Source organism: Puerhibacterium sp. TATVAM-FAB25 (assembly GCF_046535855.1).
GTDB lineage: Bacteria > Actinomycetota > Actinomycetes > Actinomycetales > Cellulomonadaceae > Puerhibacterium > Puerhibacterium variabilis_A.
Map to the genome: position 1 here is coordinate 81,674 of NZ_JAXUAK010000009.1, position 17,672 is coordinate 99,345.

General features: G+C 74.9%; 13 protein-coding genes. 12 read left to right on the forward strand and 1 reads right to left on the reverse strand.

What is annotated here, in order from left to right; all coding sequences use genetic code 11:
• The first annotated feature begins 1 nt into the window (after position 1).
• The 6 genes from U5M74_RS10255 (at position 2) to U5M74_RS10280 (ending at position 7,597) form a co-directional block, all read left to right on the forward strand.
• Positions 2-970 carry a TatD family hydrolase gene (locus U5M74_RS10255; RefSeq protein ID WP_410908698.1) on the forward strand — a complete coding sequence of 323 codons (969 nt, stop codon included), beginning with the start codon at positions 2-4 and terminating at the stop codon, positions 968-970.
• A complete protein-coding gene (locus U5M74_RS10260; RefSeq protein WP_410908700.1) occupies positions 967-2,370 on the forward strand; it encodes a ubiquitin-like domain-containing protein in 1,404 nt (467 codons plus the stop codon). The genes U5M74_RS10255 and U5M74_RS10260 overlap by 4 nt, the downstream gene beginning before the upstream one ends.
• Before the next feature lie 227 nt (positions 2,371-2,597).
• Positions 2,598-3,869, forward strand: a complete 1,272-nt coding sequence (locus U5M74_RS10265) for a transglycosylase family protein (RefSeq protein ID WP_410908702.1) — start codon at positions 2,598-2,600, stop codon at positions 3,867-3,869.
• Between the two features lie 402 nt (positions 3,870-4,271).
• The gene (locus U5M74_RS10270; protein WP_410908704.1) at positions 4,272-5,630 is read left to right on the forward strand and encodes a G5 domain-containing protein; all 1,359 of its coding nucleotides are present in this window, start codon (positions 4,272-4,274) and stop codon (positions 5,628-5,630) included.
• Between the two features lie 64 nt (positions 5,631-5,694).
• A complete protein-coding gene (gene rsmA / locus U5M74_RS10275; protein ID WP_410908706.1) occupies positions 5,695-6,651 on the forward strand; it encodes a 16S rRNA (adenine(1518)-N(6)/adenine(1519)-N(6))-dimethyltransferase RsmA in 957 nt (318 codons plus the stop codon).
• 7 nt (positions 6,652-6,658) lie between these two features.
• Positions 6,659-7,597: a 4-(cytidine 5'-diphospho)-2-C-methyl-D-erythritol kinase gene (locus U5M74_RS10280; RefSeq protein WP_410908708.1), complete on the forward strand. Its 939-nt coding sequence runs from the start codon at positions 6,659-6,661 to the stop codon at positions 7,595-7,597.
• A gap of 4 nt (positions 7,598-7,601) precedes the next feature.
• Here U5M74_RS10280 and U5M74_RS10285 read toward each other — a convergent pair whose 3' ends face one another.
• Positions 7,602-8,606 carry an acetylxylan esterase gene (locus tag U5M74_RS10285; RefSeq protein ID WP_410908710.1) on the reverse strand — a complete coding sequence of 335 codons (1,005 nt, stop codon included), beginning with the start codon at positions 8,604-8,606 and terminating at the stop codon, positions 7,602-7,604.
• Positions 8,607-8,785: 179 nt separating this feature from the next.
• Between U5M74_RS10285 and U5M74_RS10290 the strand changes: the two genes are divergently transcribed.
• From U5M74_RS10290 to U5M74_RS10315, 6 genes are all read left to right on the forward strand, one after another.
• Positions 8,786-9,982 (forward strand): ROK family protein, encoded by a 1,197-nt coding sequence (locus tag U5M74_RS10290; RefSeq protein ID WP_410908712.1) that lies wholly within the window; start codon positions 8,786-8,788, stop codon positions 9,980-9,982.
• Positions 9,983-10,136: 154 nt separating this feature from the next.
• Positions 10,137-11,495: an extracellular solute-binding protein gene (locus tag U5M74_RS10295; RefSeq protein ID WP_410908714.1), complete on the forward strand. Its 1,359-nt coding sequence runs from the start codon at positions 10,137-10,139 to the stop codon at positions 11,493-11,495.
• Positions 11,496-11,498: 3 nt separating this feature from the next.
• Positions 11,499-12,437 carry a carbohydrate ABC transporter permease gene (locus U5M74_RS10300; protein ID WP_410908716.1) on the forward strand — a complete coding sequence of 313 codons (939 nt, stop codon included), beginning with the start codon at positions 11,499-11,501 and terminating at the stop codon, positions 12,435-12,437.
• The gene (locus U5M74_RS10305) at positions 12,437-13,297 is read left to right on the forward strand and encodes a carbohydrate ABC transporter permease (RefSeq protein ID WP_410908718.1); all 861 of its coding nucleotides are present in this window, start codon (positions 12,437-12,439) and stop codon (positions 13,295-13,297) included. Before U5M74_RS10300 ends, U5M74_RS10305 begins: the two co-directional genes overlap by 1 nt.
• Before the next feature lie 77 nt (positions 13,298-13,374).
• Positions 13,375-16,431, forward strand: coding sequence for an alpha-mannosidase (locus U5M74_RS10310; RefSeq protein WP_410908720.1), 3,057 nt, complete (start codon positions 13,375-13,377; stop codon positions 16,429-16,431).
• Between the two features lie 51 nt (positions 16,432-16,482).
• Positions 16,483-17,667, forward strand: a complete 1,185-nt coding sequence (locus tag U5M74_RS10315) for a glycoside hydrolase family 76 protein (protein ID WP_410908722.1) — start codon at positions 16,483-16,485, stop codon at positions 17,665-17,667.
• The last annotated feature ends 5 nt before the right edge of the window (positions 17,668-17,672 follow it).

Sequence of the window (17,672 nt, forward strand, 5' to 3'; positions counted from 1 at the left end):
GGTGGCCCGCACGCGCGAGCGCGGCTTCCCGGCCGACCCGGAGCCGCTGCCGGTCCCGGTCGCGGACAACCACACCCACCTGGACGCGATCGCCGCGGTCTACCTCGACCGGGCGGGCAGCCATCCCGGCCCGGACGGCGGCCCCGCCGTCGCGCCGACGGTGGCCGAGCACGTCGCCCGGGCGGCGCGGACCGGCGTCGACCGCATGGTCCAGGTCGGCTGCGACCTGGACGCCGTGCGCTGGACCGACGCCCTGCTGCGCGAGCGCGCCGCCGACGGCGCGCTCGCGCACCCCGGGCTGGTGGGGGCCGTGGCCGTCCACCCCAACGAGGCCACGCTGCACGCCGGCGTCGACGAGGTCGGCCCGGACGGGCTGGAGCCGGCGCCGGAGCCCCGGCACGCCAAGTCGCTCGACGAGGCGATCGCCGAGGTCGCGGCCGTGGCGCGGGCCAACGACCGGGTGCGCGCGATCGGCGAGACGGGCATGGACCTGTTCCGCACCGGCCCGCGCGGCGCGCAGGTGCAGCGCGAGTCGTTCCGCGCGCACGTCGCGCTGGCCAAGGAGCTCGGGCTGGCGCTGCAGATCCACGACCGCGACGCGCACGCCGAGGTCATCGAGGTGCTGCTCGCCGACGGCGCCCCCGAGCGCACGGTGTTCCACTGCTACTCCGGCGACGCGGAGATGGCGCGCGTGTGCGCCGAGCACGGGTGGTACCTGTCCTTCGCCGGGCCGGTCACCTACAAGGCCAACGAGCACCTGCGCGCCGCGCTGCGCGCCGTGCCGCTCGAGCTCGTCCTCGCCGAGACCGACGCGCCCTACCTCACCCCGCACCCGTACCGCGGGCAGCCCAACGCCCCGTTCGCCGTCGCGCACACCGTGCGCGCCATGGCCGCGGTGCTCGAGCGGCCCCTGGAGGAGGTGTGCGCCGCCGTGTCCGCGAGCACGGCGCGCGTGTACGGCACGTGGTGAGGCGCAGCCCGCGCAAGGGCCGGCACGCCGGCGCGCCCGCGCCCCGGCTGTCCACGCCCCGCCTGCCCGCCCTCCGCCTCCCGGTCCTCCGCCTGCCGGTCCCCCGCCTGCCGGGGTCCTCGCGCGCGTCCCGCGCCGGCGCGCCGTCGCCGCGCCGCGCCGCGCACGCCGCCACCCGGCCCGAGGACGTCGTCGGCCGCTCGACCGCCGTGCAGGCGCCGCCCGCGACGGGCGTCGCGGCCGACGCGCCCGCGCTGCGCCCCGGCGCGCGCCGCGCCCTGCACGTCGTGGTCGTGCTGGCCCTCGCCGGCTCCACCTACGCCGTGGCCGACGCGCACAGGACGGTGACGATCGACGACGACGGGCGCATCCGCACCGTGTCGGCCTACGGCCGCACGGTGGGGGACGTGCTGGCCTTCCAGGGCGTCGAGCTCGAGGACGACGACCACGTCCAGCCCGCCGTGGGCGCCCCGGCCGCCGACGGCGGCACGATCGTGGTGCGCTCCAGCCGGGTGGTCACCCTCGTGGTGGACGGCGAGAGCGAGACCTTCGAGACCACCGCGCTCACCGTCGGCGACCTCGTCGCCGCCCTCGGCGAGCGCGGCGACGGCGCGGTGGCGTCCGCGTCGCGCAGCACGCCGCTGGGGCGCGAGCCGGTGCGCGTGTCCACCCTCAAGACCGTCAGCGTGGCGGTGGACGGGACCGTGCTGCCGATCCGCACCACGCAGGCCACCGTGCGCGACGTCCTCGCCGACGCCGGCATCACCCTGGCCGAGGAGGACGCGACGTCGGTGCCGCTCGCCGCCGCGGCCACCGACGGGATGCTCGTGCTGGTCTCGCGCGGCGAGACCGGGTCGGACTCGACCACCGAGGTGCTGCCCTTCGAGACCACCACGATCGAGGACCCGAGCCTGCCCGAGGGCTACCGCCACGTGCGGACCGTCGGCCGGCCGGGGGAGGCGACGACGACGTACGCCGTGCGCACGCTGGACGGCGCGGAGGTGGAGCGCACCGTCGCCTCGCGCGTGGTCACCCGCGAGCCGCAGGACGAGGTCGTCGTCGTCGGCACCATGGACCCCGGCGCGGTGGTGGTCGACCCGGGATCGGCGAGGTCCGCCGCCCGGGCGCTGGCCGCCGAGCGCGGGTGGGGCGACACCCAGTTCGTCTGCCTCGACAAGCTGTGGACCAAGGAGTCGGGCTGGCGCGTCGACGCCGACAACCCGTCGTCGAGCGCCTACGGCATCCCGCAGGCGCTGCCCGGCTCCAAGATGGCCTCGGCGGGCGCGGACTGGCGCACCAACGCGGTGACCCAGATCGAGTGGGGGCTCGGCTACATCGCGGGCCGCTACGGCACGCCGTGCGGGGCGTGGGCCAAGTCGCAGGCGGCGGGCTGGTACTGACGGGCACGCTGACCGGCGCTCTGAGCCGGGACGATGACCGGGAGGCACCGGCACGGAGGCCGGTCGAGCCGGTCCGTGGCCGGGTTCACCCGGGGACATTTCGGACATCGAGGCATCAGACGGGGCATGTCGCCGCGCTTCCGCTTGGCGCTTGATAACGAACCGGTTACGGTCGCCGACAGTGCCTGCCGGATCCGCCGGCGGGCTCGGCAGAGAGCTTGGGACGCGTGACCGCTCCGAACACCGAGAACACCACCGCAGCACGCCGCCGTCGCTGGCCCCTCGTGGCCGGCCTCACCGCGGGCGCCCTCGCCGTCTCCGGCGGCGCGTTCGCCTACGCCGACGCGCGCAAGACGGTGACCCTCGACGTCGACGGCAACGTCACCACGGTGACCACCTTCGCCGGCTCGGTCGAGGGTCTCCTCGACGCCCAGGGGGTGCGCGTCGGCGAGCGCGACGCCGTCGCCCCCGCCGAGGCCGCCTCGCTGCGCGACGGCGCCGAGATCGTCGTGCGCTACGGCCGCGAGGTGACCCTGCAGACCGACGGCGAGCAGTCCGACGTGTGGGTCACCGCCCTCGACGCGGGGGAGGCGCTCGACCGCCTCGCCTCGCGCGGCGGTGACGTCCGCCTCGTCGCGTCGCGCTCCGGCGACCGCGCCTCGCTGGCCCTGCGGCTGGCGCACGGCGGCGGCCCGGTCGCCGTCGTGGCCGACGGCGAGACCCGCACGGCCAAGGACTCCGGCAAGGGCGTCGACGCGCTGCTGAGCAGCGTCGACGTGACGATCGACGGCGACGACCGCGTGAGCGTCGCGGCGCCCGAGGACGTCGGCGTGCCGCAGGGCGAGGCCGAGGTCGCCGTCGTCGTGCAGCGCGTGGAGACCAAGGACGTCTCCACCGAGAAGCCGATCCCGTTCAAGACCGTGACGAAGGAGGACCCCGAGCGGTACTCCGACCTCGACCCGGAGGTCACGCAGGAGGGCGTCGAGGGCGTGCACACCACGGTGGAGCGCGTCACCACGGTGGACGGCAAGGAGGAGTCCCGCGAGCTCGTCTCCGAGGGCGACACCACGCCGCCGGTCGACGAGGTCGTGGTGAAGGGCACCAAGGAGCGCCCGGAGCCGGAGCCGGAGCCCGAGCCGGCGCGGGAGTCGTCGTCCTCGTCGTCGTCCTCGTCCTCGTCGTCGTCCTCCTCGTCGTCCGGCGAGGGCTCGTCGGGCGGCGGCGGGTCGGACGGCTCCGCCGCGACGGGGTCGGCGCCGACCAGCGGCGTCTGGGCGAAGCTGGCCCAGTGCGAGTCGGGCGGCAACCCGTCGACCAACACCGGCAACGGCTACTACGGCCTCTACCAGTTCTCGCTGTCGACGTGGCAGGCGGTCGGCGGCAGCGGCCTGCCGTCCGAGGCCTCGGCGGCCGAGCAGACCAAGCGCGCGCAGATCCTCCAGCAGCGCGCCGGCTGGGGCCAGTGGCCGCACTGCGCGGCCAAGCTCGGGCTGCTGTGACGCATCCCTCGGCGGCGGCGCCGCGCGGCTGACGCGCGCAGCGCCGCCGCGGGGTCGAAGACCCGCCTGACGACGCCGGTCGCCCCAGCACGGAGCGGCCGGCGTCGTCGCGCCGGGACCGCCCGCCGGCGGCCGCAGGGCCGCCGCCGGCCCGGTTGCCCGGGTGCATGGTTTGGCTTTCAATAACGAATCGGTTACGGTCGAGTGTCTTCGCGCGCCGCCGGCTGTGACGTGGTGTAGCGCGCGACCCCCTCCCTTCGGCCCGGCACCGGGCCGTGACAGCCGGATCGGCCTGTCGAGCCCCGTATGCGTCGTGTGCGTACGAAGGCGTCCCGCGCCGCAGAGGTCCCCGACCTCGGCTCGACCCCGCCGTGCCCGGAAGGCACGTCCCCGAGGAACCGCGTGACTGACCACACCCAGACCCCCGCCCAGCCGGACGACCTCGCGACCGCGCAGATCCCCGCCGTCGCCGACCCGGCCACCTCCGACGCCACCCCCGGTGCCTCCCGCCGGGCGCTCCGCGCCGGCGCCCGCCGGCGCCGCCTGCCGTGGGTCGCCGGCCTCACCGCGGCCGCCCTCGCCGTCTCCGGCGGCGCCGTCGCCTACGGCAACGCCCGCAAGAGCGTGACGCTCGACGTGGACGGCAAGGTCACCACCGTGTCGACGTTCGCCGGCTCCGTCGAGGGCGTCCTCGAGGCGGAGGGCGTGCGCGTCGGCGAGCGCGACGTCGTCGCCCCCGCCACGGACGCCGCCCTCACCGAGGGCGCCGAGATCGTGGTGCGCTACGGCCGCCAGGTGACCCTGCAGACCGACGGCAAGCAGTCCGACGTATGGGTCACGGCCCTCGACGCGGACGAGGCGCTCACCTCGCTGCAGCACCGCGGCGGCGACGTGGCGCTCGTCGCCTCCCGCTCCGGCGAGCGCGCCGACCTCGGGCTGCGGCTCGACGCCGAGGGGCCCGTGGCGGTCGTCGCCGACGGGAAGACCAGCGTGGCCCCGGACGGGTCCGTGGGCCTGGCGGGTGTGCTCGAGGCCGCGAAGGTGACGATCGACGGCGACGACCGCGTGCGCGTGGTCGAGGCCGCGGACGCCGGCGTCGACACGTCCGCGGCGGACGCCCCGGGCGTCGCCGTCGTCGTGCAGCGCGTCGAGACCAAGGACGTCACCACCAGGACGGCGATCCCGTTCGAGACGCAGAAGAAGAAGGACGACGGCCTCTACACCGGCGAGTCCAAGGTGGCCCAGGAGGGCGCCGAGGGCGAGCGCACGCTCGTCGAGCGCGTCACCACGGTGGACGGCAAGGAGGAGTCGCGCACCAAGGTCTCGGAGAAGACCACCAAGGAGCCGACGGCGAAGGTGGTGCTCGAGGGCACCAAGGAGCGCCCGGCCCCGCGGCCCGAGACCGCGTCGCGCTCCGAGAGCCGGTCGTCCGGCTCCTCGTCCTCCGGCCCGTCGGTGTCCGGCTCGCCGCGGGCGATCGGCAAGCAGCTCGCCGCGGCGCGCGGCTGGACCGGCAGCCAGTGGACCTGCCTCGAGAGCCTGTTCGAGAAGGAGTCCGGCTGGAACCCCTCCGCCGACAACCCGTCGTCGAGCGCCTACGGCATCCCGCAGGCCCTGCCCGGCTCGAAGATGGCCTCGGCCGGCGCCGACTGGCGCACCAACCCGGCCACCCAGATCACCTGGGGCCTGGACTACATCGCCGGTCGCTACGGCACGCCGTGCGCCGCGTGGAGCCACTCCCAGTCGGTGAACTGGTACTGAGCCTCCTCCCTGCGGGGGCCGGCCAGAGCCGGCCCCGGCAGGCGCCTGGCATAGGCTCCTGCGCATGAACGACACCCCTGGCGCCCTGCTCGGTCCCGCGGACATCCGGGACCTGGCAGGGCGCCTCGGCGTCCGCCCCACCAAGACGCTCGGCCAGAACTTCGTGCACGACGCCGGCACGGTGCGCAAGATCGTGCGCGCCGCCGGCGTGGAGCCGGGCCAGCGCGTCGTCGAGGTGGGCCCCGGGCTGGGCTCGCTGACGCTCGGCTTGCTCGAGGCCGGCGCGTCCGTCGTCGCCGTCGAGATCGACCCGGTCCTCGCGGGCCAGATCGCCGCGACCGTGGCGCAGCGGGCGCCCGAGGCCGCCGGCCGGTTCGAGGTGGTGACCTCCGACGCGCTCGACGTCACGGAGCTGCCGGGCGAGCCGCCCACCGCGCTCGTGGCCAACCTGCCCTACAACGTCGCGGTCCCGGTGCTGCTCACCATGCTCGAGCGGTTCGGCTCGCTGCGACGGGTCCTGGTGATGGTGCAGGCCGAGGTCGCCGACCGGCTGGCCGCGGCCCCCGGCTCCAAGGTCTACGGCGTGCCGTCGGTCAAGGCCGCCTGGTACGCCCGCACGTGGCGCTCGCTGAACGTCAGCCGCAACGTCTTCTGGCCCGTGCCCAACGTCGACTCCGCGCTGGTGGCGATGGAGCGGCGCGAGCCGCCCGTCACCACCGCGACCCGTGAGCAGGTGTTCTCCGTCGTGGACGCCGCCTTCGCCCAGCGGCGCAAGACGCTGCGCGCGGCGCTCGCGGGCCGATTCGGCTCGGCCGCCGCCGCCGAGGCGGCGCTGCGGGCCGCGGGCGTCGACCCGTCGGCGCGCGGCGAGACCCTCGGCATCGCCGAGTTCGCCCGGGTCGCCGAGCAGCTGCCCGGCGCCGCCGTCGGGGGAGCGGCGGACGCGACGGGCGACGACGGGGGCGACGACGGGAGCGACGCCGTGCGCCCCGACCCCGCGGCTGGCACGGTGGAGCCGTGATGCCCCGATGAGCCGCCGACTCGCCGCCGCGCCGGCGCCGTCGGTCCGCGTCCGCGCGCCCGGGAAGGTCAACCTCTCGCTGCGCGTGGGCCCGCTCGACGACGACGGCTACCACCCGGTGGTGTCGGTGTTCCAGGCGGTGGCCCTCTACGAGGAGGTCGCCGCCACGCAGGTGGCGCCCGGCTCCGGGATCTCGCTCACCGTGTCGGGGCCCCAGGCCGACCGCGTGCCCACCGACGCCACCAACCTCGCCTGGCGCGCCGCCGAGCTGCTCGCCCGGCACGTGGGCGTCGACCCCGACGTCGCCCTGCACGTCACCAAGGGCGTGCCCGTGGCGGGCGGCATGGCCGGCGGGTCCGCCGACGCCGCCGCGGCCCTGGTCGCGTGCGACGCCCTGTGGGACCTCGGCGTGCCGCGCGCGGAGCTGGCGACGCTGGCCGCCGAGCTCGGCGCTGACGTCCCGTTCTGCCTGCTCGGCCACACCGCCGTCGGCACCGGCCGCGGCGACCTGCTCACCCCCGCGATGACCCGCGGGGAGTTCCACTGGGCGTTCGCGGCGTCCGACGAGGGGCTGTCGACGCCCAAGGTGTACGGCGCGTTCGACGACCTCACCGCCGGCCGGGCGCAGCCGGCGGCCCTGGTGGACGACAACCCGCTCATGCAGGCGCTGCGCGCCGGCGACGCCGTCGCGCTCGGGGCCGCGCTGCACAACGACCTGCAGGAGCCGGCGCTCTCGCTGCGCCCCGCCCTGCGCCGCACGCTCGACCTGGCGCAGGAGGCCGGCGCCCTCGGGTCGCTCGTCTCGGGCTCGGGGCCGACGGTGGCGGCGCTGGCCCGCAGCCGGCAGCACGCCCTCGCGATCGCCGCGACGTGGACGGCGGAGGGCGCCGCCGACTCGGTGTGGACCACCACGGCGCCCGCGCACGGGGCGCGCGTGGTGTCCTGACGCCTCACACGTGCTTGCGCAGCCACTCCAGTTGCGGCGCGAACCGGTACTCCTGGCCGCCCTCGTGGCCGTTGTAGGGGTAGACGTCGATCCGCTTCTCCACGGCCCCGGCGCGCTCGCCCCAGCGGTTGAACGCCGCGTACACCGTGGACGGCGGGCAGATGTCGTCCATGAGCGCCGTCGAGAACAGCGCCGGGGCGGCGGCGCGCTGGGCGAACGTCACGCCGTCCAGGTAGGAGAAGGTGCGCCACACGGCGTCCTCGTGCTCGCGGTGCACCGACAGGTACCGGGTGATCTCGCCGTACGGGAAGCCGTCGGTGATCTGCACCGCCCGGCGGAACTGGCACAGGAACGGCACGTCGGGCAGCGCGGCCGCGACCGGCTCGCCGGCCATCGCCAGCAGCGCGGTCACCGCGATGGTGCCGCCGCCGCCCTGGCTCGTGCCCTTGACCGCCACGCGCGCCGGGTCGACGCCCGGCAGCGCGCGCACCGCGTCGACCGCGCGCACGCCGTCGGTGTAGAAGCGCCGGTAGTAGTGGTCGTGCGGGTCCAGGACGCCGCGCGTCATGAAGCCCGGCGCCGCCGGGCCGTGCCCGACCGGGTCGGGGGTGTCCCCGCCGGACCCCCAGCCCGACCCCTGCCCGCGGGTGTCCATCACCAGGTGGGCGTACCCGGCCGCGGCCAGGCCGAGGCGCTCGTGCGGCAGCCCGCGGCCGCCGCCGTAGCCCAGCAGCTCCACGACGGCCGGCAGCGGGCCGTCCCGGTCGACGTCGTGCCGCGCGGGGCGCACCAGCCACGCCCTGACCGGGTGGCCGCCGAAGCCCGGGAACGTCACGTCGTCGACCACGAGCTCGCCCAGCCCGGCGTCCACCCGCTCCAGCAGGGGGGCGCCGCCCAGCGCGCGCGCCTCGGCGACGGTCCGCAGCCAGAACTCGTCGAAGTCGGACGGCTCGTCCACCGTGGGGGCGTACGCCTCGAGCTGTTCGCGGGGCATGTCGAACTGGGCCATGGGTGCTGGGCTCCTCCTGCCGGGGCGTCGTCGTCGACGCGGGTCGTCGAAGGCACTCTAGCGACGTCACTAGACTCCGAGCAGACCTCTCCCGCACGGTCCCGGCGCCGTGGCCGCAGCCGTCGCGCGGGACGTTCCGGACGGAGGCTGGTGTGCGACGCGGAACGAACCTCCCGCGCGTGGGGGACTTCAACCAGATGGTGGTGCTCGACCAGGTGCGCCGCGCGGTCGGCGGCTCCAGCCGGGTGGAGCTCGCCGCCGCCACGGGCCTGTCCCTGCAGGCGATCTCGAACATCGTCGGGCGCCTCATCGCCCTCGGGCTCGTGGTCGAGGGGGAGCGGCGCGCGGAGGGGCGCGGGAAGCCGCGCACCATGCTGCACCTGGACCCGCAGGGCGCCTACGCCCTCGGGGTGCACATCGACCCCGTGGTGGTGACGTCGGTGCTGGTGGACCTGAGCGGCGACGCGGTCGAGAAGACGGTGGTCGACACGCCCACCGGCCCCGAGGCGGTGGTCGAGGCGGTGGCCGCCGCGACCCGGGAGATGCTGCAGCGCGCCGGCGTGGAGCGCGCGAAGGTGCTGGGGCTCGGGGTCGCGGCGCCCGGGCCGGTCGACTTCCCGTCGGGCAGCGTGGTGCACCCGCCGCTGCTGACCGGCTGGGACCGCGTGCCTGTCCGTTCGATGGTCGCCGAGGCCACCGGCTTCGACGTGGTCCTGGAGAAGGACGTCTCGGCCGCGATGGTGGCCGAGCTCTGGCGGGGCGAGCGGATGTTGCACGGCACGTCGGTGTTCTTCTACACCGGCTTCGGCGTGGCCGCCGCCGTCGCGGTCGACGGCGAGCTGGTGCGCGGCTCGTCCCGCAACGCGGGGGAGATCGGGCACCTGGTCGTCGACGCCGACGGCCCGCCGTGCACCTGCGGCAGCCGCGGCTGCATCGGCGTGTCCGCCGCCGCGCAGACGCTCGTCGAGGAGGCGGTGGCGCGTGGCGTGCTCGCCTCCGGGACGCCCGCAGCATCGCCCCGCGAGCTGGACGCCGCGCTCACCGCCGTGGGGGAGGCCGCCACGGCCGGCGACACCGCCGCCGCCGAGATCCTCACCGTCTCCGCCCGCCGGGTCGCCCGCGGCATCACCACGGTCGTGGACCTGCTCGACGCCCGGGTCGTGGTCTTCGGCGGGCCGGCCTGGTCACGGCTCGCGCCGCACTACCTGCCCGTGGTCCGGGCGGAGCTGGCCGCCCACGCGACGCTGCGCGAGCTGCACGCCGTGGAGGTGCTCGGCTCGTCGCTGGGCGACCACGTCGGCGCTCTCGGCGCCGCGAGCCTCGTGCTGGACAGGCTGTTCACGCCCCGGACGTCCGACCTCGTCGTCCGGCAGTAGGCGTCCGCCGGCGCCGGACCCGGCCGACCCGAGGCGGGACCGGCCTCCCGAACTTCGCGGGACCCCTTGACACCGATTAAATCCACCGTATTGAGTTAATCCGTCGGTCCCGCCCGCGAATGATCCCGGGCGTCGCACGTGGCAAAGGAGCACCATGCGACCGGTACGACTCACGGCGGCTGCGGCCGCGGCCCTCCTCGTCCTCACCGCCGGAGCGTGCAGCTCCGGCGGCGCCGGGGGCGACGGCGGCGCGACGACGATCAAGATCGCCTACCAGAAGTTCGGCACCTTCACCCAGGCGGACGAGCTGTTCCGCGACGTCAAGGCCGAGTACGAGGAGGCCAACCCCGACGTCACCATCGAGCTGGTGCCCATCGAGGCCAGCCAGAACGACTACTTCACCAAGCTCGCCCTGATGAACCGCTCGCCCAGCACGGCGCCGGACCTCATGTACGAGGACACGTTCATGATCAAGTCCGACGTCGAGGCCGGGTACCTGCTGCCGCTCGACGAGCACCTCGCGGGCTGGGACGAGTGGGACCAGTACGTCGAGGGCGCCAAGGCGGCGGGCCTGGGCGACGACGGCAAGACCTACGGGGTGCCGATGGGCACCGACACCCGCGGCCTGTGGTTCAACACCGAGGTGCTGGCGAAGGCCGGCCTGCCGGCGGACTGGGCACCGAAGTCCTGGGACGAGCTGCTCGAGGCGGCGCGCGCCATCAAGGCGGCCGACCCCGAGGTCGTCCCGCTCAACGTCTACTCGGGCAAGCCGATGGGCGAGGCCTCCACGATGCAGGGCTTCGAGATGCTGCTCTACGGCACCGAGGACCGGCTGTACGACGAGGAGTCCGCCAAGTGGGTCGTGGGGTCGCAGGGCTTCCGCGACGCGCTCGAGTTCGTCCGGACCATCTACACCGAGGGCCTGGCCCCCACGCCGCAGCAGGCGCTGGACCCGAACCTCGGCAGCGTCGTGGCGGGCGAGTGGCTCCCGCAGGGCCGGCTCGGCATCGCGCTCGACGGGTCGTGGATGCCGGGGTCGTGGCTGGAGGAGGGCGAGGCGCCGTGGCCCGAGTGGTCGGAGGTGATGGGCACCGCGGCCATGCCGACCCAGGACGGCGGCGAGCCGGGCGCCGTGAGCATGTCCGGCGGCTGGACCCTCGCGGTCGGCGCCGGCACGCAGAACCCCGACGTCGCGTTCGACGTGCTCACCCACGCGCTGAGCAAGGACAACGCCCTGCGGTTCGCCGTCGAGAACAGCCAGATCGCCGTGCGCGAGGACGTCGCGGCCGAGCCGGAGTACCTCGAGGCGAACCCCACGACGAAGTTCTTCTCCGACCTCGTGGAGGTCACCCACTTCCGGCCCGCCACGTCGGACTACGCGCAGATCTCCAACGCCATCCAGGTCGCGATGGAGGCGGTCATGACCGGCCAGCAGTCGGTCGAGGAGGCGGCCGCCGCCTACGACGAGGCGGTCGTCGGCATCGTCGGCGAGCAGAACACCGTCGAGGGCTGACGCATGGCGACCACCCTCGCCCCGGCCCCGGCCGGGGCGAGGGGGAGCGCCCCGGAGCCGGGTCACCGGCCTCGGGCCCGGCGCACGCTGGTGCGCTACCTCCCCCTCGTCCCGTCCGTGGTGCTCCTCGGCGTGTTCATGCTGGGCCCGGTGGTCTGGTCGTTCTACGGCTCGTTCACCAACGCCGCCCTCACCGGCCGCAACGCCCTGGCACCGTCGTTCGTGGGGCTGCAGAACTACCAGGACCTGCTGGCCGACCCCGAGTTCCCCAAGTCCCTGTGGCTCACGGTGCTGTTCGTCCTCGCCTCCGCCGTGGTGGGGCAGAACGTGCTCGGCCTCGCCCTGGCGATGCTGCTGCGCACCGGCGCGCCGACGGTGCGCACCGTCGTCTCGACGCTCGTCGTGGTCGCATGGGTGCTGCCGGAGATCGTGGCGGCGTTCGCGCTGTACGCGTTCTTCCACGACGCCGGCACGCTCAACGCGCTGCTCGGCGCCGTGGGGATCGAGGGCCCTGCGTGGCTCTACGAGACGCCGATGCTCGCCGTCATCCTCGCCAACGTGTGGCGGGGCACGGCGTTCTCCATGCTCGTGTACTCGGCGGCCGTCGCGGAGGTGCCGCCGGAGCTCACCGAGGCCGCGCGCATGGACGGCGCGACGGCGCGCCAGCGGCTGGTGTGGGTCATCCTGCCGACCATCCGTCGCAGCGTGTCGACCAACCTCATGCTGACCACGCTGCAGACCCTGAGCGTCTTCACGCTCATCTACGTCATGACGGGCGGCGGCCCGGGGACCGACAGCTCGACGCTGCCGATCCTCGCCTACCAGGAGGCGTTCAAGTTCGCCCAGGTGGGGTACGGCACCGCCATCGCGACGGTGATGCTGCTCATCGGGGCGGTCTTCTCCGTCGTCTACATCCGCAGCCTGCGCCCGGAGGTGGACTGATGGCCCGCGACGCGACGCTCGCCCCCGCCCTCGCCGCCCCCGGCGGGCGGCGGCTGCGGGCCACGACCACGGCGGTGCTCGCGCTGATGGGCGTGTGCTTCCTGCTGCCGCTCGGCTGGATCCTGCTGGCGTCCTTCGACGCGCGCGGCACCCTCGTGGTGCGGCTGCCGGAGCAGTGGAGCCTGCAGAACTTCGCCGAGGTGCTCACCCCCGAGCTCGCGTGGCGCCCGCTGTGGAACTCGTTCCTGCTGTCCGCCGGGACCGGGCTGCTCACGGTGGTCGCCGCCGTGCTCGCCGCCTACCCGCTGTCGCGCTACCAGAGCCGGCTCAACAAGCCGTTCCTGTACACGGTGCTGTTCGGCACGTGCCTGCCCATCACGGCGATGATGGTGCCGGTCTACTCGCTGTTCGTCCGGCTCGGCCAGCTCGACTCGCTCGCCGGGACGATCGCCTTCATGGCGGCGACGTCGCTGCCCATGGCCATCTGGATGACCAAGAACTTCATGGACTCCGTGCCCGTGTCCCTCGAGGAGGCGGCGTGGACCGACGGCGCGACGGCGATGACCGCGCTGCGCCGGGTCGTCCTGCCGCTCATGCGACCGGGCGTGGCGGTGGTGTTCATCTTCGTGTTCGTCCAGGCGTGGGGGAACTTCTTCGTCCCCTTCGTGCTGCTCCTGTCGCCGGAGAAGCAGCCCGCCGCGGTGAGCATCTTCGCCTTCTTCGGCTCCTACGGCACCGTCGCCTACGGGCAGCTCGCCGCGTACTCCCTCGCGTACTCGGTGCCCGCGCTGGCGCTGTACGTGCTGGTGTCCCGGCTCACCGGCTCGTCCTTCGCGCTCGCCGGGGCGGTCAAGGGCTGACCGTCCCGCCGCGTCCCGCACCGTCCACCACGCTCGCCCACCACGCTCGTCCCACCACGCCCTCAGGAGGCACCCGCATGCACGACACCAGGGCTCGCACGCTCGGCCGGCTCGAGCGCTTCGTCCCCGAACGCCTCGAGCCCGCCGTCCACCGCGACCGGCGTCCCCTCGCCGTCGCGGCGTGGGAGGTGCCGGACGAGCCGGTGCCGTTCGCCGACGCGGCGCGCGCGGAGTACGCCCCCGTGGTGGCGGGCATGCCGTGGGGCAGGCCGTGGAGCACGGTGTGGTTCCGGGTCCGCGGCGAGGTGCCGGCCGCGTGGCGCGCCGCCGGCGCCGGGACGCACGCCGAGCTCGTGGTGGACCTCGGCTTCACCACGGCCCAGCCCGGCTTCCAGGCCGAGGGCACGGTGTGGACCCCGGCGGGCCGGATCGTCAAGGCCGTCGAGCCGCGCAACCAGCACGTGCCGCTCCCCGACCTGCTCGGCGCCGACGGGGGCGTCGAGGCGTACGTCGAGGCTGCGGCCAACCCCGACGTCCCCGGCGGGGCGTGGACGCGGCCGACGCCGTTGGGGCACAAGGCGACGGCAGGGGACGCACCGCTGTACGCCCTGCGCGCCGTGGACCTGGTGCTCGTCGACGAGACCGTCTGGGATCTGCTCCAGGACGTGCGCGTGCTCGCGGGGCTGGTCGGGGTGCTGCCGCCGGACAGCCCCCGCGGCGCCGCGGTGCTGCGCGCCCTGGAGGACATGATGGACGCCGTCGACCCTGACGACGTCGCCGGCACCGCCGCCGCCGGCCGCGCCGCGCTGGCCGACGTGCTGGCGCGGCCGGCGGCGGCGACGGCGCACACCGTGCACGCGGTGGGCCACGCCCACATCGACTCGGCGTGGCTGTGGCCCGTGCGCGAGACGGTGCGCAAGTGCGCGCGCACCTTCTCCAACGTGCTGTCGCTCATGGACTCCGACCCCGACGTGCGCTTCGCGTGCTCGTCGGCGCAGCAGTACGCCTGGGTGCAGGAGCACTACCCGGAGCTGTTCGAGCGCATCCGCAAGCGCGTCGCCGAGGGCCGGTTCGTCCCGGTGGGCGGCATGTGGGTCGAGTCGGACACCAACATGCCCGGCGGCGAGGCCCTCGCCCGCCAGCTCGTGGCGGGCAAGCGGTACTTCATCGAGGAGCTCGGCGTGGAGCCGCACGAGGTGTGGCTGCCGGACTCGTTCGGCTACACGGCGGCGCTGCCGCAGCTGGCCCGGCTCGCCGGCAGCGAGAACTTCCTCACCCAGAAGATCTCGTGGAACGACACCAACACGATGCCGCACCACACCTTCTGGTGGGAGGGCCTGGACGGCAGCCGGGTCTTCACCCACTTCCCCCCGGTGGACACGTACAACTCGGACCTGTCCGCCACGGACCTGGCCCGTGCCGAGCGGCAGTTCGCCGAGAAGGGGCGGGCCAACACCTCGCTCGTGCCGTTCGGGTACGGCGACGGCGGCGGCGGACCCACCCGGGAGATGGTCGCCGCCGCCCGCCGCGAGGCCGACCTCGAGGGCTCGCCGCGCGTGGTGCTGTCCGACCCGCAGGCCTTCTTCGACGCCGCCCGCGCCGAGTACGCCGACCCGCCGGCCTGGGTGGGGGAGATGTACCTCGAGTACCACCGCGGCACGTACACCTCGCAGTCGCGCACCAAGCGCGGCAACCGCCGCAACGAGCACCTGCTGCGCGAGGCCGAGCTGTGGGCGGCCACCGCGACGGTGCGCACCGGTGCGCCGTATCCCGCGGAGCGGCTGGAGCGGCTGTGGCGGCGCGTGCTGCTGCACCAGTTCCACGACATCCTGCCCGGCTCGTCGATCGCCTGGGTGCACCGGGAGGCCGAGCGGGCGCACGAGGAGATCACCGCCGAGCTGCAGGAGGTGGTCGCGGCGGCGCTCGCGGCCCTCACCGGCCCGGGCGACCGTGACGTCGTCGTCAACGCCTCCCCGCTCGCCCGCCACGGCGTGCCGGGGGCCGGCGCGGCGGTGCGCGACGGGCGCCCGGCCGCCGGGGCGACGCTCGTCGAGGAGGTGGACGGCTGGGTGCTGCAGAACGCCGCCGTGCGCGTCGTCGTCGACCGCGACGGCCTGGTGACCTCGGCCGTGCACCGGCCGACCGGCCGGGACGCGGTGCTGCCCGGCGCCCGCGCCAACCTGCTGCAGCTGCACCGCGACATCCCCAACGAGTGGGAGGCGTGGGACATCGACGAGCACTACCGCCGCTCGGTCACCGACCTCACCCGGGCCGAGTCGGTCGAGGCGGTCGACGGCGAGCACGGCCCCGCGCTGCGCGTGGTGCGTGCCGTCGGGTCCTCGCGCGTGGAGCAGCTGCTCGAGCTGCCCGACGACGCCCCGGCGCTGCGCATCACCACGCAGGTGGACTGGCACGAGACGCACAAGCTGCTCAAGCTCGCGTTCCCGCTCGACGTGCACGCCGACCGGGCGGCCTCCGAGATCCAGTTCGGGCACGTGCACCGCGCCACGCACGCCAACACCTCCTGGGACGCCGCCCGCTTCGAGACCGTCGCGCACCGCTGGGTGCACGTCGGTGAGCCGGGCTTCGGCGTCGCCGTCGCCAACGACTCGGTCTACGGGCACGACATCACCCGGGCGCACCTGGACACCGCCGCGCCCGGCGGGCGGGCCGGCACGGTCGTGCGGCTGTCGCTGCTGCGGGCCCCGCGGTTCCCCGACCCCGACGCAGACCAGGGCACCCACACCTTCCGGTGCGAGCTCGTGGTGGGCGCCGACGTCGCCGACGCGGTCCGTCACGGGTACGCGCTCAACCTCCCCGAGCGGGTGGTGCGCGGTGACCACGGGGTCGAGCCGCTGCTGACGTCGGACGACGACGCGGTGGTGGTCGAGACGGTCAAGCTCGCCGAGGACGGCAGCGGCGACGTCGTCGCCCGCCTCTACGAGAGCCGCGGGGGCCGGGCGACGGCGCGGGTGCGGGCCGCGTTCGCGCACGACGACGTCGTGGTGACCGACCTGCTCGAGCGCGCCGCGGCGCCGGCCGAGCGCGACGGCGGCGACGTCGTCGTCCGCCTCACGCCGTTCCAGGTGCTGACGCTGCGCTTCCGGCGCGGCGGGACGGCACGCCGGGACTGAGGGGACCAGCACGGCAGGGACCAGCACATCACCGAGAACCCAGGGGGAACCATGAGACGCACCCGATCGGCCGCCCTCGCCGCGGCCGCCGTCCTGCTCGCCACGGCGGCCCCGCCGACCGCCGCCGCGGCGCAGGGACCGGCCGAGGAACGCTCCCGCGCCGTGCAGGTGGAGCGGGCCGTGGCCTCGTACGAGGCGATGCAGCGCCACCTGTACGCCGACGACGGGTCGAGCCTGTACCTCGAGCACTTCCCGCGGGCGCCCGAGGACCGCGCCTACTCGTTCGAGTGGCCCTTCTCGCAGGCGCACGTGGCCACGCTCGACCTGACCGGGCTGCCCGGCCGGCTCGGTCGCCGGTTCGCCGACGACCTCGCCGACCGCGAGGTGGGGCAGGAGCGGTACTGGAACGCCGACGGCGGCACCACCGGCCTGCCGGGGTACGACTCGTACCCCCGGGCGCCGTACGGCGACGGCGGCGACATGTTCTACGACGACAACGAGTGGGTCGCGCTCGCCGACGTCCAGCAGCACCTGGCCACCGGCGACCCCGCCGCGCTCGAGCGGGCCGAGGAGATCTTCGAGCTCGTCGTGTCGGGCTGGGACGACGACCCGTCGCACGCCGCGCCCGGCGGGGTGTTCTGGACGCAGGCGCCGTGGAGCACCGACCGCAACACGGTGTCGACGATGCCGGGCGCGCAGCTCGGCGTGCGGCTGTACCTGATCACGGGCGAGCAGCGCTACCTCGACCAGGCGCTGCGCATGGTCGCCTGGACGGACGAGCACCTGCTCGCGCCGAACGGCCTGTACTGGGACAACATCAAGCTCGACGGCACGGTGGACACCCGGCACTACTCCTACAACCAGGGCGTGCCGGTCGGCGTGTACACGCTGCTCTACCAGGCCACCGGCGAGGAGCGGTACCTCGACCGGGCCCGCGCGGTGGCCGAGGCGTCCTACCGGTACTTCGTCGAGGAGGGCCGCCTGGACGACCACGAGGTGTTCTTCAACTCCATCTGGTTCAAGAACCTGCTGCTGTTCGAGTCCGTGGCCGGCGGCACCCGGTACCGGTCCGCCATGGCGGCGTACGCGGACCGGCAGTGGGACGAGGTGCGCGACCCGCGCACCGGGCTGTTCCCGGTGGACGGCACCCGCACCGCCCTGCTGGACCAGGCGGCGATGGTGCAGATCTACGCGACGCTCGCGTGGCCGCGGGGGCGCGCGGCGATCCTGTACTGACGGGC